Source organism: Piscinibacter gummiphilus, from assembly GCF_002116905.1.
GTDB lineage: Bacteria > Pseudomonadota > Gammaproteobacteria > Burkholderiales > Burkholderiaceae_C > Rhizobacter > Rhizobacter gummiphilus.
In genome coordinates this window covers 3,214,104-3,237,695 of the sequence record NZ_CP015118.1, presented here as the reverse complement: position 1 = coordinate 3,237,695, position 23,592 = coordinate 3,214,104, and the positions used below count along the sequence as shown (strand labels likewise).

The window sequence follows — 23,592 nt, the reverse complement described above, 5'->3', positions numbered from 1 at the left end:
TTCACGGCTCATCGCCGGCCCGTCACTGGCCCAGCCAGAGTTCGATGGCCAGGCGATAGAGTTCCCGCGCCAGCCCGTGCAACAGCCCGGACGCGGCGACGCGGAACAGGGTCTCCACTTCCCCCGAGTCCCACAGCCGCCCAATGACCCACGCGTGGTCTTCGAACGTCTGCACGACGCGGATGTCGCGGGCGATCAGCCGGGCGAGGTGGCGGCCGCACCCCATGCCCTGGCGAGGGTCTTGCGGTGCGTCGCGGCGCGCGCTGGCCGACGCGAGGTAGCGGTGGAACTGCCGGGCCATGGCGGACCGGGACACGCCGCGGGCGATCCGCGGAGGGCGCGACGGGAGCATGTGGCGCGAAGGTTTCGTGTGCATCGTCTCTTCCGTTCTGTGCGGTGAACAAAAAAGGCGGACACGGCTTCCCCGCACGGGAGGTGTGTCCACCCCCCGAAGGGAAAAAGAAGGTGCCGGCACCGCGCCACCGAGCCGGAGGCGCGGATGGCGGCCGGCCATGTCACGTGGGGGCCCGAAGGCTCCGCGGCGGCATGGGGCGATCGAACGCCGGTTCGGAGAACCGGGCGGGGGTCAGGACATCAAGGGGACATGGGCGGGCTCCTGGGCTGGACACCCCGACGCCACCCCTCCCGCGCGGGAACGGTATCCCGGCGGGGCAGACCACCTGCTTCGGGCAGGTGGGACGAAGGCTCCGTGACGGGGAGCAGGCGAGTCGACATCACGTCGACGGAAAGCCTGGTCAGGATAAGCGCGGCACCGCGCGAACGCCCTCGGCCGAGCAGCCCTTTCGCCACCCGGATTTCATCGTCTTGAAGCGGGATTCGTGTGCAGAGATGTCCGAAGCGCCGGAATCTGCCGGATACTTGGAGCCAGGGCGGCCAAGGGAGGCCCGACCCGCACCGCACGCAGGGGAAGCCCATGAATCGTCCCGGCCATGACGATGATCACGACACCGCCACCCGTGGCCCCATCTCCGCCTTCGGGGAGGCCCAGCCGCCGACCGATGCGGACCGCTACCGCTGGATCCGCTCCAACCGCAACGACGCCGCGTTGCACGACGCCCTGCGCAACGCCCACTTCGACCACGATTTCGACGACCAGATCGATGCCGCCATGCGGGCCCAGCGCGAGGGCCGCAGTTCGAACGCGGTGCCGCGGGCGACCAAGCCGTTCGGCCGGCGCCGCTCCGACTTCGAATGACCGGCCGCGCCTGAGCCCCCGGGCGGGGTATCAGTGGGTGCCGTGCACGTGCCGCGACACGGCCGGCGCGTCCGCCGCCCCGCCCAGCCCCTCCGACAGCTCCTTCAGGATGCCGCAGCCAGCCGCGGCGTCCTCCGCGTTGCACTGGTGACGCAGCTGGCGCAGCTGTGCCTCGAGCGACTTCAGTTCGTCGATGCGCCGCGCCACGTGCCCGATGTGCTCGTCGATCAGTTCGTTCACACCCTGGCAGTTCTCCTGCGGCGCCGACTTGAACGCCAGCAGCGCCCGGATCTCGCCGAGGGTCATGTCGAGCGAACGGCACCGGCGGATGAACGCCAGGCGCTCGGCCTGATCGTCGCCGTAGACGCGGTAGTTCCCGCTCGTGCGGGCGGCCTCGGGCAACAAGCCCTCCCGCTCGTAGAAGCGGATGGTCTCGACCGCGGTGCCCGTCAGGCGCGCCAGTTCGCCGATCTTCATGGAAACCCTCTCGAAAAGATGCGGCTTGACTCTACACCCGCTACAGGGTTTGTAATCGCGTCATGGATTCCCGCACCCGCCTGAACATCACCCCGCCGCCCCCGTCCGCCTGCTGCGGCGGAGGGTGTTCGGCCCCGGCCCCCGCGGCGGAGGTGCCCCAGGCACCCGTCGTCCCCGACAGCACCACCTTCCGCATCCCCACGATGGACTGCCCCGTGGAGGAAGGCGAGATCCGCCGCGCCCTGGAACCGGTCGCCGGCATCCAAGGGCTGCGGTTCCAGCTCGGGGCCCGCACGCTGGCCATCCGGGCCGCGCCCGAGGTGATTCCTGCAGCGCTGGCAGCCATCCGGGCCGCGGGCTTCGCACCTCAGCCGCTCGGCAGCGCACCGGCGCCGCACGCGCACACCGAGGGCGACCATGCGCACGACCATGACCACGGTCACGACCATTCCCACGGCGACCACGATCATGGCGCCTCCACCGGCGTGAAGCGCCTCGCCCTGGCCCTGCTGTTCGCGCTCGGTGCCGAGTCGCTGCACCTCTTCTTCGGTGACGCGCCCGCGCTGAAGTGGGCCGGCCTCGCGGTCGCAGCCGTGGCGATCTGGCTGGCCGGCGTCGAGACGTACACGAAGGGGTTCGCGGCGCTGCGGCGCGGCCGCCTGAACATCAACGCGTTGATGACGGTGGCCGTGACCGGTGCGTTCGTGATCGGCCAATGGCCCGAGGCCGCGATGGTGATGGCGCTCTACGCCATCGCCGAGTTGATCGAGGCCCGCGCCGCGGACCGTGCACGCAACGCCATCGAGGGCCTTCTCGCGCTGGCTCCCGAGGAGGCCGAGGTGCAGCAGCCCGACGGCACCTGGACCCGCATGGCGTCGACCGCCGTGCCGCTGGAAGCCGTCGTGCGCATCAGCCCGGGCGAACGGGTGCCGCTCGACGGCGTGGTCACCACCGGCTCGAGCACCATCGACCAGTCTCCCGTCACGGGCGAAAGCCTGCCGGTCGACAAGGCCGCGGGTGACGTCGTCTTCGCGGGCACCATCAACCAGGCCGGCGAACTGGCGTTCCGGGTCACCGCCGCCGCCTCCAACACCACCCTCGCGCGCATCATCCACGCGGTCGAGGAGGCCCAGTCCACGCGGGCGCCCACACAGCGTTTCGTCGACCGGTTCGCCGCCGTCTACACACCGACCGTGTTCGCGATTGCCGTCGCGGTGGCGGTGCTGGCCCCCACGCTGATGGGCATCGGCTGGCTGGACGCGGTCTACAAGGCCCTCGTGCTGCTCGTGGTCGCCTGCCCCTGCGCCCTCGTCATCTCGACCCCGGTCACGATCGTCAGTGCTCTGGCCTCCGGCGCGCGCCGCGGCATCCTGATCAAGGGTGGCGCCTACCTCGAGTCGGCCCGGTCGCTGAAGGTGGTCGCGCTCGACAAGACGGGCACGATCACGTCGGGCAAGCCGACCCTCGTGCACCAGGAGGTGCTGCGTCCCGAGGAGGGCCTCGATGCCCCGGCCATCGCCGCGAGCCTGGCCGGCCGTTCTGATCACCCGGTCTCGCTCGCCATCGCCGGCGGCTTGCCGGGCGAACGCCTCGCCGTGGACGGCTTCACCGCCCTGCCCGGTCGCGGTGTGGAAGGTGTCGTGGGCGCCACGCGCTACACGCTCGCGAACCACCGCCTCGTGAAGGAGCGTGCCCTGGGCTCCCCCGAGCTCGAAGCGCGCCTCGCTGCGCAGGAGGCCCTCGGGCGCACCGTCAGCCTGCTTGCCGACGACCGGGGGGTCATCGCCCTGTTCGCCGTGGCCGACACGCTCAAGCCGGGTTCACGCGACGCCGTTGCCGACCTGCTGGCCCTGGGCGTCGTGCCCGTGATGCTGTCGGGCGACAACACCGCCACCGCCCGCACGATCGCGGCCGAGGCCGGCATCGCCGAAGTGCGGGGCGACCTGCTCCCGCAGGACAAGCTCGTGGCGATCGAGGAACTCCAGCGCCGTCACGGCCTCACGGCAATGGCCGGCGACGGCATCAACGACGCGCCCGCCCTCGCCCGGTCCGACATCGGCTTCGCGATGGGCGCGGCCGGCACGGACACCGCCATGGAGGCGGCCGACGTGGTGGTGATGAACGACGACCTGCGCCGCCTTCCGGAAACGATCCGCCTCTCGCGGCGCACGCATGGCGTGCTGTGGCAGAACATCGTGCTCGCCGTGGGCATCAAGGGGGTCTTCATGGTGCTGGCCCTCTTCGGCAGCGCCACGATGTGGATGGCGGTGTTCGCCGACATGGGCGCCACGCTCATCGTGGTGGCGAACGGACTCCGGCTGGTCCGGAGCCGTTCGGACACCTGAGGCATCACGTCGAGGCCGACATGACTCAAAAGGATGGCGAGGCCCGCAGGCCTCGCCATCAACATCGCCGGACGATCTCGACGCCGGGATCTGCCGGCGCCGGAAGACGAGGAGAGTCACGTTGGTTTCCCCCAACCGCAACAGCTTCACGTCCGGCGATTCACCTCAACAGTGTATGAGCGAGGCCCTGCGGCCCCGCTCATCAGATCACCACCAGGCTTCGCCCTGGATGCCGATCGACGTGCCCGACTTCTTGTCGCCGTACACCTCGGCGGTGCGCGACTTGTCGGCCACCATCGCCAGGCGGGCCGCTTCGTTCCACCAGCCTTGCGTGACGAACAGGCGGATCGTCGGGCGCGAGCCCGCCGTGTTGCCTGCCGACACCGCACCGGCCAGCGTCAGCTTCGTCAGGCGGCGGGTGTCGCCCACGTCCGGCTTGATCTGGTCGTGGCCCAGCTCGGCCAGGAAGCGGAACGGACCCGAGATGTACGTGTCCGTGCGCGCACCGATCGAGAACCACTTGTCACCCAGGTTGTTGTCCGCGCTCTTGTTGCGGTACTCGGTGATGAAGTCGATCGCGGTCTTGCCGTACTGCGTCTGCTCCTGGCCGATGATGCGCCAGATCTTCTGGTCGGCCTGCTTCTCGAACTTCGCGCCCAGCCACAGGTTGCCGCCCAGCACGCCGTTCTGCGAGTGGTACACGCCGATCGTGCCGCGCTTGGCGACTTCGGCCGGGTCCACGCCCGTCAGCTGGTTCTCGGTCTGGACGTTGTCCTGGCCGGTCACGTACACCGCGAGTTCCCCGTTCGGGTTCGTCTTGATGTTCGTCAGACGCAGCGGGATCGTCAGGCGGTTGTCGTTCGAGGCGTTGCTCGGGTTCATCATCAGCGCCAGGCTCAGCTTGCCGAAGCCCAGGTTGATGTCTTCCAGGCCCGCGCCGTCACCGTCGTTGTTCTCGACGAACTGGTCGTTGATGCCCAGTTGCAGGCGGTTGTAGAACCGGCGGCCGGCCCACAGCTTGCCGTTGCCCAGCACCGAGATGTTGTTGCCGTAGGTGTAGACCTGGCCGAAGCGGGTCACGAGTTCGTCACCGCGCTTGCCGGCGGGCACGTTGAACTCGTTGTCGCCCCAGGCGCGGTACGCGCTGGGCATGAAGTGCACGTGCCAGTCCGAACCTTCGTACTCGGCGATCTTCGAGTTGAAGCTCGGCTCGATCACGTAGTCGCATTCGTTGCCCAGACGCCATTTCGTGTCGGCCCCGGGCAGGCCGAAGCAGACTTGCGTGCCGCCACGGGCGTTCACGCCCACGCCGGCGCGCATGTAGCCGGAGAACTCGACCGGCGGGGCGGCCATCGCGGCGGTGCCGATGCCGGCCAGCCCCAGGGCAATGATCAGACGCTTCTTTTTCACGGTAACTCCTCGTCGTGTGTGTAGTGAGGTTTTGTTCGCCTGCGTGGCGATGACGTCCTGCCCGGCGGCGAATGGGAAACTTCCGCCGTGCGAGAAAGGTGTCCGCTGCGCGCCCCGGAAACGCGCACCGGACGAATGGGTTGAATCAACGTTCCGGGACGTCCTTTCGATCAGTGCAGGGCCAGGGCTTCGCCGGCCTCGCTGAAGAGCAGCACTTGCGACGACTGGGGCGCGAGGCCGATGTCGATGCCGGCACGCAGGCCCGTGTGGCTCGCGGGCACGCGGATCGACACCGTGTTGTCGGTGCCCCGCAGCGTCGCGTGCACGAGCATCGAGTCGCCCAGGTGTTCGAGCAGGTCGATGCGCGCGGCGAGTCCCTCCTCCACCCGGGTCACGCCCAGGTGTTCGGGGCGGATGCCCAGCATCAGCGGGCCGCTCGGGGCCATCGCGAACCCGCCCGGCACGTCGATGGCGCCCGCCGGGTCGACGCGCAGGCGCGTGCCGCCAGCGGCACGCTCGTGGCCGGTCACCTGGATGAAGTTCATGCGCGGCGAGCCCAGGAAGCCGGCCACGAACTTGTTCGCCGGGCGCGCGTACAGGTCGAGCGGCGTGCCCACCTGTTCGATGCGGCCCGCGTTGAACACGGCGATGCGGTCGCCGAGGGTCATGGCCTCGACCTGGTCGTGGGTCACGTAGATCATCGTGCTGCCCAGTTCCTTGTGCAGCTTCGACAACTCGATGCGCATCTGCATGCGCAGCGACGCGTCGAGGTTCGACAGCGGCTCGTCGAACAGGAACACGCCCGGCTTGCGCACGATGGCGCGGCCGATGGCGACCCGCTGCCGCTGCCCGCCCGACAGGGCCTTCGGCTTGCGGTCGAGCAGGTGCGTGATCTGCAGGATCTCCGCGGCCCGGCCCACGGCAGCGGAGATCTCCGCCTTGCTCTGGCCGGCGAGCTTGAGCGCGAAGCCCATGTTCTCGCCGACGGTCATGTGCGGGTACAGCGCGTAGCTCTGGAACACCATCGCCACACCACGCTGGGCGGGCGGGACGTCGTTGATCAGGCGGTCGCCGATGTGGATCTCGCCGTCGGTCAGGTCCTCGAGGCCGGCGATCATGCGCAGCATGGTCGACTTGCCGCAGCCGGACGGGCCGACGAACACCGCGAACTCGCCATCGGCGATGTCGAGGTCGATGCCGCGGATGACATCGATGGAACCTTCGTAGCGCTTGGTGATGCCGCGCAGGGTGAGCGATGCCATGGCTTCAGCGTCCTTTCCGGATGAGATCGCGGTACCAGACGGCGCTGTCCTTCAGGGTGCGCTGCTGGTTGTCGTAGTCCACGTGGACGAGGCCGAAGCGCTTCGCGTAGCCCGAGTTCCACTCGTAGTTGTCGAAGAGGCTCCAGTAGAAATAGCCGCGGACGTCGACGCCCGCTTCCATCGCCTTCTGCAGCGCCTCCAGGTGCGTGCGCACGTAGGTGATGCGTTCGACGTCGTGCACCTGGCCCTGGTCGAGGCTGTCGGCGCCGGCGTAGCCGTTCTCGGTGATGAAGATCGGCGGCAGGTCGTAGTCCCGGTTGATCTGCGTGAGCAGCTCGGTCAGGCCCTGCGGGTGGTTCTCCCATCCCATGTCGTTGACACCGAGCACGTTCGGCGCGGGCACCGGCGGCACCGCGGCGCTGGCCCAGATGCGCGTGTAGTAGTTGATGCCCAGGAAGTCCAGCGGCTGGGCGATCACGTTGAAATCGTTTTCATGGACTTCCGGATAAATGCTGATCCCGGGGGCCTTGGGGTACGACTTCAGGAAGATGGGGTCCATGTACCAGCGCACGAACGATGCGTAGTGCCGCTGCGCGCATTCGAGGTCGGCCTGGCTGTTGGTGGCGGGCGTCACCGACGACTGGTTCAGCACGATGCCGAGCGGTGCCTTCACGCCGCTCGCGCGCATGGCCTGAAGCGCCTTGCCGTGCGACAGCAGCAGGTGGTGCGCGACCTGGATCGCGAGCTTCGGGTCCTGGAACCCCGGAGCGAACTGGCCCGTGTGGTTGCCGAGGTACGCAGTGCACCACGGCTCGTTGTGCGTGCAGATGGTGGCCACGCGGTCGCCGAGGCGGCGGCCCATCACGTCCGCGTATTCGGCGAAGCGGTCGGTGGTGTCGCGCGAACCCCAGCCGCCCTGCTCCTGCAGCGCCTGCGGCAGGTCCCAGTGGTACAGCGTCGCGTGGGGCTTGATGCCCTTGGTGAGCAGTCGGTCGACGAGCTTGTCGTAGAACGCGAGGCCCTTCTCGTTCCATGCGCCCTTGCCGTCCGGCTGTACGCGCGGCCAGGCGATCGAGAAGCGGTAGGCATCGACGCCGAGGCCGGCGATGACGTCGACGTCCTGCTCGTAGCGGTGGTAGTGGTCGCAGGCGACGTCGCCCGTGTCGCCGTTGATGGTCTTGCCCGGGGTGTGGGAGAACGTGTCCCAGATGGACGGGCCGCGCCCGTCTTCGTTGGCGGCGCCTTCGATCTGGTAGGCGCTGGTGGCAACACCCCACGAGAAGTCGGGGGGGAATTTCAAATCGCTCACGCGGTGGCTCCTGAAAATTTGGGAAGAGAAATGTGGGGACGGGTCAGGCCTTGACGGCACCCGCGGTGAGGCCTTCGATGAGCCGGCGAGAGGCCATCACGAACATCACGAGCAGCGGCAGCACGGCGATCGACGAGCCGGCGCAGATGGCGCCCCATGGCGTCTGCCCGGTGCCCTGCAGTGCCCGCAGCGCGAGCGGCACGGTGAACATCTCCATGTCGCGCATCACGATCAGCGGGCCCATGAAGTTGTTCCACGAACCGATGAAGGTGACGAGCCCCAGCGTGCCGAGCGCGGGCGTGATCAGCGGCAGCACGATGCGGAAGAAGATGCCGAATTCGCCGCAGCCATCGATGCGCGCCGCGTCGATCAGGTCGCGCGGGATGGCCGACGTGATGTACTGCCGCATCATGAAGACGCCCAGCGCCGTGCAGGCCGCCGGCACGATCAGCGCCTTCGGCTGGTTGAGCCAGCCGAGCCAGCTCATCGTGATCACGGTGGGAATCATCCCGACGAAGGCCGGCAGCAGCATCGTCGCCATGACGAAGAGGAACAGCTTGTCCTTGAACCGGAACTCGAACATCGCGAAGGCGTAGCCCGCCAGCGAGCAGAGGAACAGGTTCGCGGCCGTGACGGCCACCGCGACGTACAGGCTCCAGCCGAGGTTGTGCCAGAAGAACGGCAGCTTCTCGACGAGCAGGCGCACGTTGGCCATGAAGTTGTCGCCGAACCAGAGCGGCGGCGGCAGCGACAGGATCTCGCGGTCCGAATGGGTCGCGAACACGAACATGAAGTAGAACGGCGCGAGCATGATCAACGCGCCGCCGAGCACGATGCCGTAGGCCACGCCGTTCGCGGCGAGGGAGGAATGCTTGAAGGTGGTGCTCATGGACTCAGGCCTTCTTGTCGTTCTGGCCGAGGAAGCGGTTGTTGGCCCACGTCACCGCCGCGATCAGCATGAACAGCAGCCAGGCGATGGCCGAGGCGGTGCCGAAGTCGCCGTCGACGAAGGCGGTGGCGTACATGTGCATGGCCGCGGTCTTGCCGGCCTGGTCGATGCCGCCGGTGCCGCCGGTGAGGATGAAGGGTTCCTCGAACAGTTGCAGGTTGCCGATGATCGTGAGCGTCACGGCGAAGAACACCATGGGGCGCAGCAGCGGCAGGCACACGTGGCGGAACTGTTGCCAGGGGCGCGCGCCGTCCATCGTGGCGGCCTCGAAGAGGTCCTTCGGGATGGTCTGCATGGCCGAGAGATACAGCACGGTGTTCCATCCCACGAAGCGCCACCACACCACGAACGAGATCATCCACTTGGTGTACTGGGGCTGGCCCCAGTCGATCTTGTCCGCGGGGAACAGCCAGCCGAGGCCGGGGATGTCGTGCAGCGCGGTCAGCGTGGCGTTGACCACGCCGAAGTCACGCGAGAACAGCGACGAGAACACGAGGGAGATGGCGACCGTGGACGTGATGAACGGCAGGAAGTACGCCCCGACCACCGAGTTCCGCCACCGCCCGAAGGCGGTGTGCAGGAAGAAGGCGAGCGGCAGCGCCACCAGGTGCTGCGGCAGGCCCGAGACCAGGGCCAGCCACACCGTGTTGTAGAGCGACGTGTGGAACCAGTCGTCGTTCGTGATCACGAAGATGTAGTTCTCGAGCCCCACGAAGTTCATCGCGGAGAGACCCGCGGCGGGGTCCCAGCGGTGCAGCGAGAGGTACACCGAGAACAACAGGGGGAACAGGCCGAACACGAAGAACAGCACGAAGAACGGGCTGATGAACACGTACGGTGCGACGTCCCGGAAGTGCAGTGGTTTGCGCTTGCGGGGGACGGGGGTCGACTTGGCGCCGGTGAGCGGGGTCGACGGCTTCGATTCGGCCATGGCCTGCATGATGTGAACGATCGATCGAGGACTGGAAGGAGGACGACTCGGGCGTCCGGATCAGCGGCGCACGCGGCGCTTCAGCTGGGCCTGGGCGTCGGCGAGCGCGGTCTTGATGTCCTTGTTCTGCTCGAGCACCTTGTCCAGCTCGGCGTTCACGACGCTCTCGGCCACCGGGTCGAACTTGTCGATGGTGATGGCGGGGATGCGGTCGGCCGCGGCCTTCCAGTTCTCACGCGCCTTCTGGTCGCCGAGGTAGGCCATGGGCTGCGAGATGAACGGGTCGGTCTGGGCTTCGAGCAGCACCGGGAACGAGTCCTGGCTCTTCAGCGCGGTCAGCTGCATTTCCTTGTTGAAGGTCATGAACTGGATGAAGTCCCACGCGGCCTGCTTGTTCTTGGTCTGCTTCGGGATCGCGTAGAACGAGCCGCCCCAGAAGCCGTAGGCGCCGTTGGGCAGCTGGGCGGAACGCCACTTGCCCTTCTGCTCCGGAGCCAGCCAGTTGTTCAGGTGGCCGGCGAGCCAGCCGCCCATCATCTGCGTGGCGATCTTGTCGCGCTTGAAGCCTTCGCTCCATTCGTTCGACCAGGCGTTGATCTTGCCGTCGATGCCGGCGGTGCGCGCGGCCTTGGCGAGTTCGAAGGCCTTCACGAAACGCGGCGACGTGACGAGCGAGTTGCCCTTGCGGTCGAAGTACACGCCGTCGCCGTCCTTCAGGCCGGAGCGGATGTAGATGTCCTTGATGTCGAGTGCATTGCCGAGCATGTAGGCGCCCGTGGCGGCCTTCACCTTCTTGCCGGAGGCGATGTACGAGTCCCAGCTCTTGGTCATCTCGGCTTCGGTCACGCCGGCCTTGTCGAGCAGGTCCTTGCGGTAGAACAGCGCGCCCGGGCCGATGTCGACCGGCAGCGCGGCCAGTGCACCCGTGCCGCTCGTGGCCTGGTTCACCGAGAACTTGGCGAGCTTGTCGCGCTGGGCCAGCGCGTTGAAGGGGGGCTTGCTGAGGTCTTCCAGGCCACCCGATTCGGCGAACTTGCCGATGAAGCCGTTGTCCACGGCCATCACGTCCGGCAGGTTCGCGCCGGTGGCGAGGGCCGTGGTCATCGCAGTGTGGTGGTCGGCGTAGGCGAGGCTGGTCAGCTTGATCTCGACCTCGGGGTGCAGCTTCTTGTAGAGCGGGATCGCGGCCTTGACGCCCCGGTCGAGGTCCGGGAACGACGACACGTTGAGGGTGATCGTGGGCTTGGCGTCCTGGGCCTGGGCGCCGAATGCCGCGACGACGGCGGCGGTGATCAACAGGGGTTTCACGAGACTTTTCATGGCGTCGTTTCCGTGCCTTGCGGCGTTGGGTTGATGTGCTGCGGTGACAGCGTTCGGGTCGCCTGCGCTGACGACTTGTCGTGAAAACGTTTTCAACGGCGAGATTTCACTGCGACTGCGGCCCGACGTCAACAGATTCGACTCAGGAACTACCCCATCCCAGGGAAACTCCCTAGAACACGTCAAAACAACATCAGCGTTTTCCTCTTCTCAAAGGACTTGACACTCTGAAAACGTTATCATCCGGGAACGCAGCACGACACGTGCTATTTGTTGAAGCGACACACCGACCTTCCGAGAACCCGTGAACCGTCCCATCCATTCCGACGCGCCGCCCGCCACGGTCACCCTCCTCGACGTGGCCAAGGAAGCCGGGGTGTCGCCGAGCACCGTCTCCCGCATCCTCAACGGCACCGCCCGCGTCGACGCCGCCAAGCGTGCGGCCGTCGAACGCGCCATCAAGAAGCTCGACTTCAAGCCGAACCTCTTTGCCCGCAGCCTGAAGACCGGCACGACGATGACCGTCGGCATCCTGGCGCAGGACATCGAGAGCCCGTTCTACACGCGGGCCATGCGCGGCATCGAGCAGGGCCTCGCCGACAGCGGCTACGCGCCGATCATCGTGAGCGGCCACTGGAACGCCCACGAGGAGGCCGAGCGCATCCGCCTGCTGCAGGCGCGCCGCATCGACGGCCTCGTGATCCTGACCGGCCACCTGCCCGACGAGGACATCATCGCGTTCGCGAAACACCAGCCCATCGTGGTGACCGGGCGCCACCTCGAGGGACCGAGCATCCGCTCCCACACCATCGACCACGCCGCGGGCGGCTACATCGCCACGCGCCACCTGCTGGGGCTCGGGCACCGGCGCATCGCCCACATCGCCGGCCCGCTCGACCACGTCGACGCGATCGCCCGCCACCAGGGCTACCTCCGAGCCCACCAGGAAGCCGGCATCGTCGCGGACCCGGACCTCGTCGTGCAGGGCGACTTCCTGGAAAGCGGTGGCCTGATGGCGATGAACCGCCTGCTCGACGGCGGCCAGGCCTTCACCGCGGTGTTCGCGGCCAACGACCAGTCGGCCTTCGGCGCCCGCGTGGCGATGTACCGGCGCGGCATCCGCGTGCCCGACGACGTCTCGCTGGTCGGATTCGACGACCTGCCGGTGGCCGCCTACCTCACCCCGCCCCTCACCACCGTGCGACAGCCCATCTACGAGGTGGGCCTGTTCGCCGCCCAGGCGCTGCTGAACATGCTGGGCACGCCCACGCCCGAGGTGGAGCTCCCACCGCTCTCGCTCACGGTACGGGAAACCACCCGACGGCTGTAGGGAAAAACCCGGCACCGGTTCCAAGCCGGCGCGGGTCGTGTCAAATTCCGAAGCACAGGGAGTCGAAGACGGGAGCCTTCAGGAGCCCGCGGACCCATGCAGTTGGAGTTCGAACGCCATGAAGGAATCGCCAGCCTCCGCGTTTGCCACGACCTCCGAGGAGTTGTCCTCGGTCGAAGGCCTGCCCGCCGCGGGACTTTCCGAGCACGACACCGCGCCGCTCATCGCGGCGCTGGAACGGCTCTTCCGCGCATTTTCGGGCCACGTGTCCGTCCGGCTGTGGGACGGCCGCACCCTGGCGCTCGGCACCGGCCAGGTCCCGCCCGAGGGCCCGCCGTTCACCCTCTTCTGCCGAACGCCCAACGTCGTGCGCAGCCTGCTCGGCGGCGGCGACCCGCTGCGCCTCGCCGACGCCTACTTCCGCGGCGAACTCGACATCGAGGGCGACTTCTTCCAGGCCCTGAGCCTGAAGGACCACGTCCAGGTGCTGCGCCTGCCCTGGCAGGACCGCTGGCGCGTGCTGCTCACCACGTTGCGCATGCGCTCGGCCGCCGCCTTCGACCAGGCGAAGGCCTCGCTGCTCGCTCCCCAGGTCCAGGCGCACTCCAAGGAAGAGAACCGGGAGGCCATCGGCTTCCACTACGACGTCTCGAACGACTTCTACCGGCTGTGGCTCGACGAGCGCATGGTGTACTCGTGCGCCTACTTCGAGCGGGCCGGCATGACCCTGGAGCAGGCGCAGGAGGCCAAGCTCGAGCACATCTGCCGCAAGCTGCAACTCGCCCCGGGCGAACGCCTGCTCGACGTGGGCTGTGGCTGGGGCGCCCTCGTGATGCACGCGGCCCGCCACCACGGGGTCTCGGCGCACGGCATCACGCTCAGCGAGCGGCAGCTGCAGGAGGCCCGGGCGCGCATCGAGGCCGCGAGGCTCTCGGACCGCGTCACCGTCGAGCTGCGCGACTACCGCGACCTGCCCGGCGAATGTGCCTACGACAAGGTCTCGAGCATCGGCATGTTCGAGCACGTGGGCCTGAAGAACCTGCCGGTGTACTTCGAGACGCTGTTCCGCCAGCTCAAGCCCGGCGGCCTGCTGCTCAACCACGGCATCACCCACTACACCGAGGGCTGGGACAAGACGCTGTCCACCGAGTTCATCAACCGCTACGTCTTCCCCGACGGTCAGCTGGACACGGTGGGCAACATCCAGCGGCACATGGAACGGGCCGACTTCGAGATCCTCGACGTGGAGGCCTGGCGGCCGCACTACGCGCTGACGCTGCGGCACTGGGTGGCGCGCCTGGAGACGCACCACGCCCAGGCCCTGGCCCACGTCAGCGAGGCCACCTACCGGGTGTGGCGGCTCTACATGGCGGCGTGCGCGCTGGAGTTCGAGTCGGGCGACATCGGCGTGTACCAGCTGCTCGCCGCGCGGCGCATCGCGGGCGGCACGCCCGTGCCGATGACCCGCCGGCACATGTACCCCCCGGGCTGACCCGCCCTCACCCGTCCGGTGGCACGCGGAACCGCTCGAGCGCGTCCGCCACCAGTTCCAGGCGCACGAGCGGGCTGTCGACCACCAGCAGTTGCTGGCGCAGTCCGTTCGACAGCGGCAGCAGGTCGCACCAGCGGTTGGCCACCCAGCCGCAGTCGTCGAACCGCCACGGGCCCTGCACCGGCATGTCGGCCTCGGGCACCTCCTGCGCCTTGAGGTCGGCCACCACCCGTTCCAGCGTGAGCGCCGTGTGTTCGAGGTCGGACGGGATGGGCACCAGCGGGTCGTCCGGCAGGGTTTCGGCATCGCCCACCCAGAGGCCGTGCGGCAGGCACTCGAAACGTTCCAGCCGGAAGCGCTGGTGGCCGCGGCAGTGGATGCTCAGCAGCCCCGGGCGCGGTCGGTCGAGCCGTTCGATGCGGGCCATCGTGCCCACGGTGTGGAAAGCCTCGTGCGAGGTGGCCCCGTCCGGCGCCCGCCGCACCTCCTCGCCCTCGGTGAGGCACACGACCCCGAAGGGCGACCCCTCGCGCCAGGCCCGCTGCACCATGTCGAGGTAACGCACCTCGAAGATCTGCAACGGCAGGTGCCCCCCGGGGAACAGCACGGTGCGCAGCGGGAACAGCGGGAGTCGGGCGTCGGGATCCATCGGCCCATTGTCGCCCGGTCGCAACGAAAGCCCGGGGTTCACCTTACTGATCGTTGCACCGGGAGACACTTTGCAGTGATGTAATGGCGACACCCCACGTCAGCCGCAGTGCCGCGTCATGCCTGTCATCGCCGTCGTCAATCGCAAGGGAGGCAGCGGCAAGAGCACGCTGGCCACCCACCTGGCCGCCTATTGCGCCCACCACGGCATCCTCGCGATGCTCGGCGACGTCGACCGCCAGCAGTCCACGCAGACTTGGCTGCGCCTGCGCGCCGAACGCGAGCTGCCCCGCAGCGCCCCCATCCTCGGCTGGGCGCTCGACCCCCGCAACGTGATGCGGGCGCCCGCCGGCATCACCCACGTGATCCTCGACACCCCCGGTGGCCTGCGAGGCTTCGACCTCGCCCGCGTGGTGGGCTACGCCGACGCCATCCTGATGCCGGTCTGCAGTTCCGTGTTCGACCGCGAGAGCGCGGCCGAATGCCATGCCGAACTGATGGCCCTACCGCGCGTCGCCAGCGGCCGCTGCAAGGTGGCCGCCATCGGCATGCGCCTCGATGCCCGCACCCGCGCTGCCGAGCTGATGTCGGCCTGGGCCGCCGAACACGACATGACCTACCTGGGCGCGCTGCGCGAAACCCAGGCCTACGTGAAATCGGTCGAACAGGGGCTCACCCTTTTCGACATGCCGCCGTCCAAGGTGGAAGCCGACCTGGCCCAGTGGGCCCCCATCCTCGACTGGCTGGAGCCGGTGTTCCGCAAGCCCGCGGCCACGGTGCCCGAGCCCGAGCCGGAACCGGCCGCCCCGGCCGAGCGTCCCACGGTGGTGGTGCCCTCGCCGCCTCGCCTGTCCACGCCGGCCTTCACCCCCCTGCGCGACACCAGCCCGCAGGCCCTGGCCCAGGCCGCCCGTGCCGCGCTGACGCTGCCGCAGAACCTCGGCGAGCTGTCGTCGTCACGGCAGGGTTTCAAGGGCCGGCTGGGCCGCTTGCTGGGCCTGGGCGGGCGGCTGGACACCGCCGGCTCCCCCTGACAAGCGCCTGACACGCGCCAGGGCGTGGCCCGGGCCGCGCTCACTCGAGCGCCAGCGTCAGCTTCACCGACGGCACCCAGCCGTCCCCGTCCTTGCCCTTCGGTGCCGACAAGAACAGGCGCTGCACGGCCACGCCCTTCGCCGCGATGGCGTCCCGCACCGACACCGCCCGCTGCAGCGCGAGTTCGCGCATGACGTCGTCGTCGACGGGAACGCGAGCCGCCAGCCGGGCCGCCATCTCCGCGTCGGGCAGGTCCTTCGCGAAGCCCAGCGCATTGCGTGGCTTGTCGGGCAGGTCGGTCTGCTTGTAGAGCAGCTTGAGCAGGCGCGAACGGTCCGCCGCGGACAGGCTGGCCGCGGCCTCGGCGGTGCCGCCGGTGGCCAGGGCCTCCTTGCGGCGCTCGGCCACGAGCCGCGCGTCGAGCACCTGCCGCTGGTAGGCCTCGCGTTCGGTCGCAGCGTCGGACGTACCGGTGATCGTGAGCCGCAGCGAGGGCCGGTCGGTCAGCGCGGTGGCGACCTGGTCGATGGACGCGACACCGGCCTCCGTCAGCTTCGGGCTGCCCGGCACCGCAGGCAGCACGCTGATGTCGGTCTTGCCACTGCCCGACAGCAGCGAAAACGGCGCGGTGATCGCCTTGGCGATCAGGTTGCCGAGCACCTTCCAGATCATCCCGGCCACGCTGAACTCCGGATCGTCGAGGGACCCGGAGATGGGCAGGTTGATGTCGATCACGCCGTGGCGGTCGGTCAGCAGCGACACCGCGAGCTGCACTGGCAGCGTGGTGGCCTGGGGTGAATCCACCTTCTCGCCGAACGTGAGCTGGTTGATGATGACCTGGTTCGAGGCCTCGAGCCGGCCGTCGGGGTCGATGCGGTACGCCACCTGCATCGTCAGCTTCCCGCGTTCGATGGCGTAGCCCACGTACTTGGCGGCGTACGGCGACAGCGGCGCGAGCTCCAGGTCGCTGGCGCGGGCCTTGATGTCGAGCGAGATGGGGTGCGCGAGCGGCTGTACGCGCCCGGAGATCTCGAGGTCGGCCGTGCCCGCCGCGCGGCCCTTGAGTTCGAGTTCAGCGGTCTTCAGCCCCGACGTGCTGATGGCGCCCAGGCGACCGTCGAGCTGCGTGAGTTCGGCGCTGTACTTCGGTCGCACGAAGTTGTCGCTGAAGGCGATGCGGCCGTTGGTCAGGCGCGTGGACGTGATGGTGACGTCGAGGGGCAGGTCGTTGCCGCCGGAACGTGCCGCGGCGCTCGCCGGGACGGCCGGAGCGGGGGCGCTCGCCGAAGCCGCAGGCGCCGACGCCGCATCGGCTGGGCCTTGCGGCCCCACGCGTGTGCCGGCGGCATCCTGCAGGTTCAGCCGTCCCTGTTCGGTGACGACGAGGCGCGCCTGCAGCGCATTGAGCGTGGCCGCGTCGATCTCGAGCCGGGGCTTGCCCTTCGGCTTCATCTCGAACGCCAGGCCGTCCAGCGCGAGGCCCTGCCACTGCAGCAGGTCGTCGCCCGGGGCATCGGCGCCCTCGCCCCGCGTCTGCAGCAGCACATCGGCCAGCAGCAGGTCGCCCTTGACGCGGGCGTCCACGCCCTCGCCCGGCAGTCGCACCGCCACCGTCCCCTTGAAGCCGGCCTCGGCCCGCGCCACGGCCACGTTGGGCGTGACCCCCGCATACGGCGCGAAGGCATGGATCGGCAACCGCGTCAGCGCGAGCGTGCCCTCGGCCAGGCGCGGCGCGAGGCCCACCTTGCCGTTGAAGCGCACCTGGCCCGTGCCGGTCTTCGCCGACAGCTTCACCGTGGCGGGCGGAACCGGCTTGTCGCCCTCGAGCGCGAGGTCCTGCACGCCGAGGTCGATCGCACTCACCTCCGTCAGCAGCGGTTTGCCGCCGGTGGCCAGTTGCGCGTCGGACACGCGCACGCGCCCGCCCTCCAGTGCAAAGGTCTTGAGCGCCACCTTCCATGGAGGACTGGCGACAGCCCCCGAGGCCGCGGGCGCGGCCGCCTCCTCGGCCACCCCGGGGCCCGCGATCCAGCGCTGGGCGCTCCAGATGCCCGTGTCGCTGCGCTGGATGGTCAGGGAGGGCTGCTGCAGGCGGACCTCTCCGACGGTGACCATGCGTCCCGGCACGTCCACCGCCACGTCGGCGACGGTGGCCTGCTTGAGCGCGATGGCCTCGACGTTCGGCGCGCGCACGAGGCGCGTGCCGGCCTCCGTCACCTTCAGGCCGTCGAGCGAGGCGGAGGCGACGCGGACCTGAAGACGCGGCGAGTCCGCCCCCCCGGCCCACTCGAGCCGGGCCTGGGCCGAGAGCCGTCCCGCCACGCGCGGCGTGGCGACCGCGTTCAGGTACGGCTGCAGCGCCTCGAGCGCGATCGCATCGGCCGTGACGTTCGCGGCGGCGCTGGCAGTCCCGCCCTCGCCTTCGACCGACACCGCGCCCCAGTCCTGCGGCTTGTCGCCGGCCGAGCGGATGCGCAGCGAAGCCGACAGCGGCGTCGGCGCCGTGGCCGGGTGGCTCACCGGGCCCGCCTTCGCCGTGACGTCGACGAGGTCGAGTGCCGCGGCCGGCACCACCGTGGCATCGCGCCACGCGACCTGGCCGTGCGTGAGGTGGAAGGCGTCCACCTTCACCTCCCAGGGCAGCGGTTCGGCCTTGCCGAGCACGGCGGAGGCGGCGGACGCCGCTGGGGCAGGCGCGGAAGCCGCTTCCGATGGGGACGGCGCCGGCATGCCGTCGATGCGCCCGTCGGCGAGGCGCCGGGCCTGCACCGACAGGCCGTCGAGATCGACCGAGGCGAAGTGGAGCTTGCGCGCCAGCGGCTGCACGTCGGCGAGCCCGACCTTCAGCGACTTCCAGCCGAGCAGTTCGGCATCGGCCGCGGTGGCCACCGCGACGTCGTCGGCCTCGACCGAACCGCGGAGGGTCACGCTGGGCTGGCCGTCCGGGGCGATCGAGAACGCCGCCTCGAGGTCGCCGCCCAGCACGCCGCGCACCACCTTCACCGGCAGCGCCTTCGGCACGTACACGAGGTACGGCGCGAGGTCGAAGCGGTCGAGGCCCAGCTTGAACGTGCCGCTGCGGGTCTGCGCGAACGGCGTGGCCTGCGCGCCGGTGTCGAACGACGCTCCGTTCAGCAGGAACGCGAGGCGCGGCTCGACCTTCACCTCCACCTGGGCCGGCAGGTTCGACAGGAACGGCAGCGACAGCTGCAGCTGCTTGAGCTCGTGCACGCGGCCCGCCGGGCGGTCGTCGAACCGCGCCTCGCCATCGGTGACCTGCACGTTGTAGAGCGCGAAACGCGCGGGCTCGCCGGCCGGCTCGCTCGAAGGCTTCGGCGTGAAGCGGGTGATGAGGTCGTCGATGTCGTAGCGGCCCGCCGCGGTGTGCGCCACGCGGACACGCGGACGCGTGAGTTCGATCGCTTCGAGCACCGGCGCGCGGCGGAACGCCGAACTGGCCGAGACGTTCGCGAGCAGGCGGTCGATGGTCAGCAGCGGCGCCGCATCACCGGCCGCCCCCGCGATGGCGATGTCCTCGACCACGAGTTGAAGGCGCCACGGATGGATGCTCACGCGCCCGAGCGTGACGGTGCGGCCGAGCATCTCAGTGAGCCGCGCCTCGCCCTGCGACTTCATCAATGGGGGCGCGCCCAGCCAGACCGCACCGGTGAGCACCACGAGGGCCGCGAGGGCCCACACCAACCGCTTGATCCACACCAGAGCACGCTCCCCACGGCCCTCGGCCGAATCTCGAAGACGGCATGTTTGCACAATTCCGTCGTTGCGTCGCGACCACCCTTCCGGGATTCCCACACAGTGTCCATGCACCCAAACGGGCGTCTCGTGCCGATTGGCCCGAAGTTTCCGTCACAATGCGGCAGCCCGCGAATGGCGGGCGCAACCGATAGAAACGAAAGAATGAACAAAACCGAACTGATCGAGCACCTGGCCTCCAAGCACGAACTGACCAAGGCCGAAGCCGGTCGCATCCTGGAAACGCTGCTCGACGCGGTCGTCACCAACGTCAAGAAGGGCAACGCCGTCACGCTGCCGGGCTTCGGCTCGTTCAAGCAGCACGCCCGTGCCGCCCGCAACGGCGTGAACCCCAGCACCGGCGCGAAGATCAAGATCGCTGCCGCCAAGCTGCCGAAGTTCACCCCGGGCGCCGGCTTCAAGGCCGCCGTGGACCCGAAGGCTGCCGCTCGCAAGGCTGCCAAGGCTCCGGCCCCGAAGAAGGCCGCTCCCGCGAAGAAGGCCAAGAAGGCCTGATCGCCTTCACGCGCCGCACGCCCGCGTCCCGCGGGTGCTGCGACCGAAGAGAACCCCGGGTGACCGGGGTTTTTTTATGCCCGCGCGGGACACGTGCACATCATTGCGGGAACGCCGCCTGCTGGCGAAGATGCAGCGGGCAGGCGGTCTGCCCGAAGGAGACGCGCATGCCCACGAAGGACACGACCCGGTTGACCGATCAGCAATGGATCGACGGCACCGTGAAGAAGATGATGGCCCTCGACGAGGGCCTGGGTGACGAGGACCTGAAGGAGTTCGTCACCGACCTCGCGGCACGCCCCAACTGGCGCGCGCTGTCGCCCGAGGATGCGGCGACGAAGGCGTTCGGCGAACTGGAGCCACCGGAGGCGCGCTGAAACCGTGCCCGGCCCCTAGTACGGCGAGTGCAGGTCGAAGCAACGCAGGAAAGCCCGCCGTTCCCCGCTCGTGTCGACGAGCTGGGAGTCCTTCAGTTCGCGGAGCTCGGCGCGCCCATCGTCGAACACGTCCGCACGCACCTGGAGCCCGCGTGAGCTGCCCCACGTTTCCACGCGACTGCCACCCGGCTGCCGCTGCTGCCGCACGGTGGTCGCGGTGACCGAGTGGGACTTGTAGAACTCCTGCTCGAGGCAGTTGGCGAACGCGGTCGCCGACGCGGCGGGCACGCGCACTGTCTTCCACAGCACGAACTCTTCGGGGATCGCGGTGGGCGTGTTGCCGCAGCCTGTTGCGGCGAGGGCGATCCAGGCGGTCGCGATGATCCTGCGCATGTCTTCACCTTTCGTGCGGGCACAAAAAAGCCCCGGCGAGCGGGGCTTCCTTGCATTGCGTTGGTTGGCGGAGTCGGAGGGATTCGAACCCTCGATGCAGGTTTTGCCCACATACTCCCTTAGCAGGGGAGCACCTTCGGCCACTCGGTCACGACTCCAGCACAGCGCGCATTCTAACCCGAGAATTCGGGTTTTCAGCCAGCGGGCTGATCCAAATCGAAGGCCTTGTGCAGAGCGCGCACGGCGAGCTCCATGTACTTCTCGTCGATGACCACGCTCGTCTTGATTTCGCTGGTGGTGATCATCTGGATGTTGATGCCTTCGTCGGCCAGGCAACGGAACATCTTCGAGGCCACGCCCACGTGCGAGCGCATGCCGATGCCGACGATGCTGACCTTGCAGATCTTCGGGTCGCCCACGACCTGCGTGGCGGCGGTGGCGGGCACGACCTTCGCGTTCAGCAGGTCGAGCGTGCGCTGGTAGTCGTTGCGGTGGACCGTGAACGAGAAGTCGGTCTTGCCGTCGTGCGAGACGTTCTGGATGATGACGTCGATGTCGATGTTGGCTTCGGCGACGGGGCCGAGGATCTGGAACGCGATGCCAGGCTTGTCGGGCACTCCCATCACGGAGATCTTCGCTTCATCGCGGTTGAAGGCGATGCCAGCCACAACTGCTTGTTCCATTTTTTCGTCTTCCTCAAAAGTGATCAGGGTGCCGGAGCGCGCCTCTTCGGCGATGTCGATGTCCCACGGGGTGAAGCTGGAGAGCACGCGCGTGGGCACGCGGTACTTGCCGGCGAATTCGACGGAACGGATCTGCAGCACCTTCGAGCCCAGGCTCGCCATCTCGAGCATTTCCTCGAAGCTGACGGTGGCCATGCGGCGTGCCTCGGGCACGATGCGCGGGTCGGTGGTGTAGACGCCGTCGACGTCGGTGAAGATCAGGCACTCGTCGGCCTTCATCGCGGCCGCCACGGCCACGGCCGAGGTGTCGGAGCCGCCACGGCCGAGCGTGGTGATGTTGCCCTTGTCGTCCACGCCCTGGAAGCCGCAGACGATCACGACGCGGCCGGCGGCCAGGTCGGCGCGCACGCGTGCGTCGTCGATGCTCTGGATGCGGGCTTTCGTGTACGAGCTGTCGGTGCGCACGGGCACCTGCCAGCCGGCATAGCTCACGGCCTCGACACCTTCGGCCTGCAGCGCGATGGCGAGCAGGCCCACCGAGACCTGTTCGCCCGTGGAGGCGATCATGTCGAGTTCGCGCAGCAGCGCGTCGGTGGTCTGGGTCGGGGACAGTTCCTTCGCCAGGCCCAGCAGGCGGTTGGTCTCACCGCTCATGGCCGAGGGAACGACGACCATCTGGTGCCCGGCACGGGCCCATTTGGCGACCCGCTTGGCGACGTTTCGAATGCGCTCCGTGGAGCCCATGGAGGTGCCGCCGTATTTGTGAACGATGAGTGCCATGAAAAGGGATGTCGCAGAAATGAGGGGATGCGCCTCGGAGCGCAACCGGGGATTTTAGCGCGGCCTGTCACCCTTCGGTCACGTTCGCGGCCTCCCAGGCCAGCATCATTTGCGCTTGACCGGGCAATCCGACCACCCTGGCGTCGATGCCGAGGCCCGGCACGAACACCAGTTGCCCCCCGCTGAACAGCAGCGGACCACCGCGGTCCCACTCGGGAACGCCCGCGGCCTGGTACTGCTTCTTGAGGCTGCGCGCAGGCCGCGAGAAGCCCGCCTGGAACTGCTCGCCACCCTGGCGCTCGCGCAGGTCGAGGTGCGCGAGCCACGCGAGCGGCACGCCGCCTTCGTCGACGCGGGTCGCATGGACCGCCCCACCCCACCCCGGCAGCCGGTAGCGTCCGGCCCGGCGGATCGCGAGCGTGGGCTCGCGCGACGGTGCCACTGCGGCGACGGCCTGCCCGAAGGACAGGCGCCCGCGGTAGCGGCGAAGTTCTCCACCGGCCCATGCCCAGCACGCGGGCCCCGTGCCGATCAACTCGGTGCGCAACCGCTCGACGAGTGCCGCTGTGGCGGGTTCTCCCCGACGTTCCCGCAACCACGCCCGCAGCGCGTTGATGCGACGCGCTTCGCCGAGCCGGGACCAAGCCGCGATGTCGAGCCGTTCGCCCACGGCGCACGTGGCGAGGTCGGCCGCGGCGACTTCATCGAGCACCTGCGCGGCCTGCTGCGCCCAGCGCGCGGACGCCGCGAGTGCCACCTCCGCATCGGGGAAGGCCTCCACCAGCACAGGCCACACGGCCTCGCGCAGGCGGTTGCGCGCGAAACGCGGGTCGGTGTTGCTGGGATCGTCGACGGAGTCGAGTCCGCACTGCCGGACGTACTGCTCGATGTGGGCACGCGGCACGTCGAGCCAGGGACGCTGCCACACGAGGCCGTCTCGTTCGATGCGCGACGGCATCGCGGAGAGGCCTGCGACACCGCCGCCCCGCAGGGCCTGCAGCAGGAAGGTCTCGGCCTGGTCCCTCCGGTGATGGCCCAGCAGCACGAGGCCGGCACCGGCCTCCCGCGCCATCGTGGCGAGTGCGGCGTAGCGCGCATCGCGCGCCCAGGCCTCGACACTCTCGCCGCGGCGAGGCCGCGCGGTGAGGCGGTGGCCGATGAAACGAACGGGAAGGCCTTCGGCGGCCCATCGCCTGCACATGGATTCGACGTGGTCGAACCAGGCATCGGCTTCGGGCAGCAGCCCGTGGTGGATGTGGAGCGCGACGACGTCGAGCCCCTGGCCGCGCGCCGCGGTGGCCGTGGCGTGCAACAGTGCGAGGGAGTCACGGCCCCCGCTGCAGGCGACCGCGACGATGCCCCTCAC

Annotated in this window: 20 protein-coding genes and 1 tRNA gene; 7 read left to right on the top strand and 14 right to left on the bottom strand. The window is 69.0% G+C overall.

The features are described from left to right. Positions 1-22: 22 nt before the first annotated feature. Positions 23-376: a hypothetical protein gene (locus A4W93_RS14460; RefSeq protein WP_157131658.1), complete on the bottom strand. Its 354-nt coding sequence runs from the start codon at positions 374-376 to the stop codon at positions 23-25. Positions 377-934: 558 nt separating this feature from the next. On the opposite strand from A4W93_RS14460, the gene A4W93_RS14455 reads away from it, so the two are divergent. Continuing rightward, on the top strand, positions 935-1,216 hold the full coding sequence (locus A4W93_RS14455; protein ID WP_085751265.1) for a hypothetical protein: 282 nt from the start codon (positions 935-937) through the stop codon (positions 1,214-1,216). A 30-nt stretch (positions 1,217-1,246) separates the two neighbouring features. On the opposite strand, the gene cadR is transcribed toward A4W93_RS14455, so the two are convergent. After that, positions 1,247-1,693, bottom strand: a complete 447-nt coding sequence (gene cadR, locus A4W93_RS14450; protein ID WP_085751264.1) for a Cd(II)/Pb(II)-responsive transcriptional regulator — start codon at positions 1,691-1,693, stop codon at positions 1,247-1,249. A 62-nt stretch (positions 1,694-1,755) separates the two neighbouring features. Between cadR and A4W93_RS14445 the strand changes: the two genes are divergently transcribed. Continuing rightward, on the top strand, positions 1,756-4,038 hold the full coding sequence (locus A4W93_RS14445; RefSeq protein ID WP_099959904.1) for a heavy metal translocating P-type ATPase: 2,283 nt from the start codon (positions 1,756-1,758) through the stop codon (positions 4,036-4,038). 207 nt (positions 4,039-4,245) lie between these two features. On the opposite strand, the gene A4W93_RS14440 is transcribed toward A4W93_RS14445, so the two are convergent. The 6 genes from A4W93_RS14440 to A4W93_RS14415 all read right to left on the bottom strand — a co-directional run bounded on the left by A4W93_RS14440 (position 4,246) and on the right by A4W93_RS14415 (position 11,207). Then, positions 4,246-5,448, bottom strand: a complete 1,203-nt coding sequence (locus tag A4W93_RS14440) for a carbohydrate porin (RefSeq protein WP_085751263.1) — start codon at positions 5,446-5,448, stop codon at positions 4,246-4,248. Positions 5,449-5,618: 170 nt separating this feature from the next. Further along, entirely contained in the window at positions 5,619-6,710 is a 1,092-nt protein-coding gene (locus A4W93_RS14435) for an ABC transporter ATP-binding protein (RefSeq protein ID WP_085751262.1), read from the bottom strand. Positions 6,711-6,714: 4 nt separating this feature from the next. Continuing rightward, on the bottom strand, positions 6,715-8,019 hold the full coding sequence (locus A4W93_RS14430; protein ID WP_085751261.1) for a GH1 family beta-glucosidase: 1,305 nt from the start codon (positions 8,017-8,019) through the stop codon (positions 6,715-6,717). Between the two features lie 43 nt (positions 8,020-8,062). Beyond that, positions 8,063-8,908 carry a carbohydrate ABC transporter permease gene (locus A4W93_RS14425; RefSeq protein WP_085751260.1) on the bottom strand — a complete coding sequence of 282 codons (846 nt, stop codon included), beginning with the start codon at positions 8,906-8,908 and terminating at the stop codon, positions 8,063-8,065. Positions 8,909-8,912: 4 nt separating this feature from the next. Then, complete coding sequence (locus A4W93_RS14420) at positions 8,913-9,899, bottom strand: carbohydrate ABC transporter permease (RefSeq protein ID WP_237357540.1); 987 nt, start codon at positions 9,897-9,899, stop codon at positions 8,913-8,915. A gap of 60 nt (positions 9,900-9,959) precedes the next feature. Next, a complete protein-coding gene (locus A4W93_RS14415; RefSeq protein WP_237357539.1) occupies positions 9,960-11,207 on the bottom strand; it encodes an extracellular solute-binding protein in 1,248 nt (415 codons plus the stop codon). 316 nt (positions 11,208-11,523) lie between these two features. Here A4W93_RS14415 and A4W93_RS14410 point away from each other — a divergent pair, with 316 nt between their 5' ends. Then, positions 11,524-12,549, top strand: coding sequence for a LacI family DNA-binding transcriptional regulator (locus tag A4W93_RS14410; RefSeq protein WP_085751257.1), 1,026 nt, complete (start codon positions 11,524-11,526; stop codon positions 12,547-12,549). Between the two features lie 118 nt (positions 12,550-12,667). Next, positions 12,668-14,041, top strand: coding sequence for an SAM-dependent methyltransferase (locus tag A4W93_RS14405; RefSeq protein WP_085751256.1), 1,374 nt, complete (start codon positions 12,668-12,670; stop codon positions 14,039-14,041). Positions 14,042-14,048: 7 nt separating this feature from the next. Here A4W93_RS14405 and A4W93_RS14400 read toward each other — a convergent pair whose 3' ends face one another. Next, a complete protein-coding gene (locus tag A4W93_RS14400; protein ID WP_085751255.1) occupies positions 14,049-14,690 on the bottom strand; it encodes an LON peptidase substrate-binding domain-containing protein in 642 nt (213 codons plus the stop codon). A gap of 118 nt (positions 14,691-14,808) precedes the next feature. On the opposite strand from A4W93_RS14400, the gene A4W93_RS14395 reads away from it, so the two are divergent. Continuing rightward, positions 14,809-15,723: a ParA family protein gene (locus A4W93_RS14395; protein WP_085751254.1), complete on the top strand. Its 915-nt coding sequence runs from the start codon at positions 14,809-14,811 to the stop codon at positions 15,721-15,723. Between the two features lie 40 nt (positions 15,724-15,763). On the opposite strand, the gene A4W93_RS14390 is transcribed toward A4W93_RS14395, so the two are convergent. Then, positions 15,764-19,426 carry a DUF748 domain-containing protein gene (locus A4W93_RS14390; protein ID WP_085751253.1) on the bottom strand — a complete coding sequence of 1,221 codons (3,663 nt, stop codon included), beginning with the start codon at positions 19,424-19,426 and terminating at the stop codon, positions 15,764-15,766. 186 nt (positions 19,427-19,612) lie between these two features. On the opposite strand from A4W93_RS14390, the gene A4W93_RS14385 reads away from it, so the two are divergent. After that, positions 19,613-19,993, top strand: coding sequence for an HU family DNA-binding protein (locus tag A4W93_RS14385; RefSeq protein ID WP_169726541.1), 381 nt, complete (start codon positions 19,613-19,615; stop codon positions 19,991-19,993). Positions 19,994-20,160: 167 nt separating this feature from the next. Continuing rightward, positions 20,161-20,370 carry a hypothetical protein gene (locus tag A4W93_RS14380; RefSeq protein ID WP_085751251.1) on the top strand — a complete coding sequence of 70 codons (210 nt, stop codon included), beginning with the start codon at positions 20,161-20,163 and terminating at the stop codon, positions 20,368-20,370. Positions 20,371-20,385: 15 nt separating this feature from the next. Here A4W93_RS14380 and A4W93_RS14375 read toward each other — a convergent pair whose 3' ends face one another. From A4W93_RS14375 to tilS, 4 genes are all read right to left on the bottom strand, one after another. After that, positions 20,386-20,763 carry a hypothetical protein gene (locus A4W93_RS14375; RefSeq protein WP_085751250.1) on the bottom strand — a complete coding sequence of 126 codons (378 nt, stop codon included), beginning with the start codon at positions 20,761-20,763 and terminating at the stop codon, positions 20,386-20,388. 65 nt (positions 20,764-20,828) lie between these two features. Next, positions 20,829-20,921 (bottom strand) — tRNA-Ser (locus A4W93_RS14370). Between the two features lie 36 nt (positions 20,922-20,957). Next, complete coding sequence (locus tag A4W93_RS14365; protein ID WP_085751249.1) at positions 20,958-22,226, bottom strand: aspartate kinase; 1,269 nt, start codon at positions 22,224-22,226, stop codon at positions 20,958-20,960. A gap of 67 nt (positions 22,227-22,293) precedes the next feature. Further along, the gene (tilS, locus tag A4W93_RS14360; RefSeq protein WP_085751248.1) at positions 22,294-23,592 is read right to left on the bottom strand and encodes a tRNA lysidine(34) synthetase TilS; all 1,299 of its coding nucleotides are present in this window, start codon (positions 23,590-23,592) and stop codon (positions 22,294-22,296) included.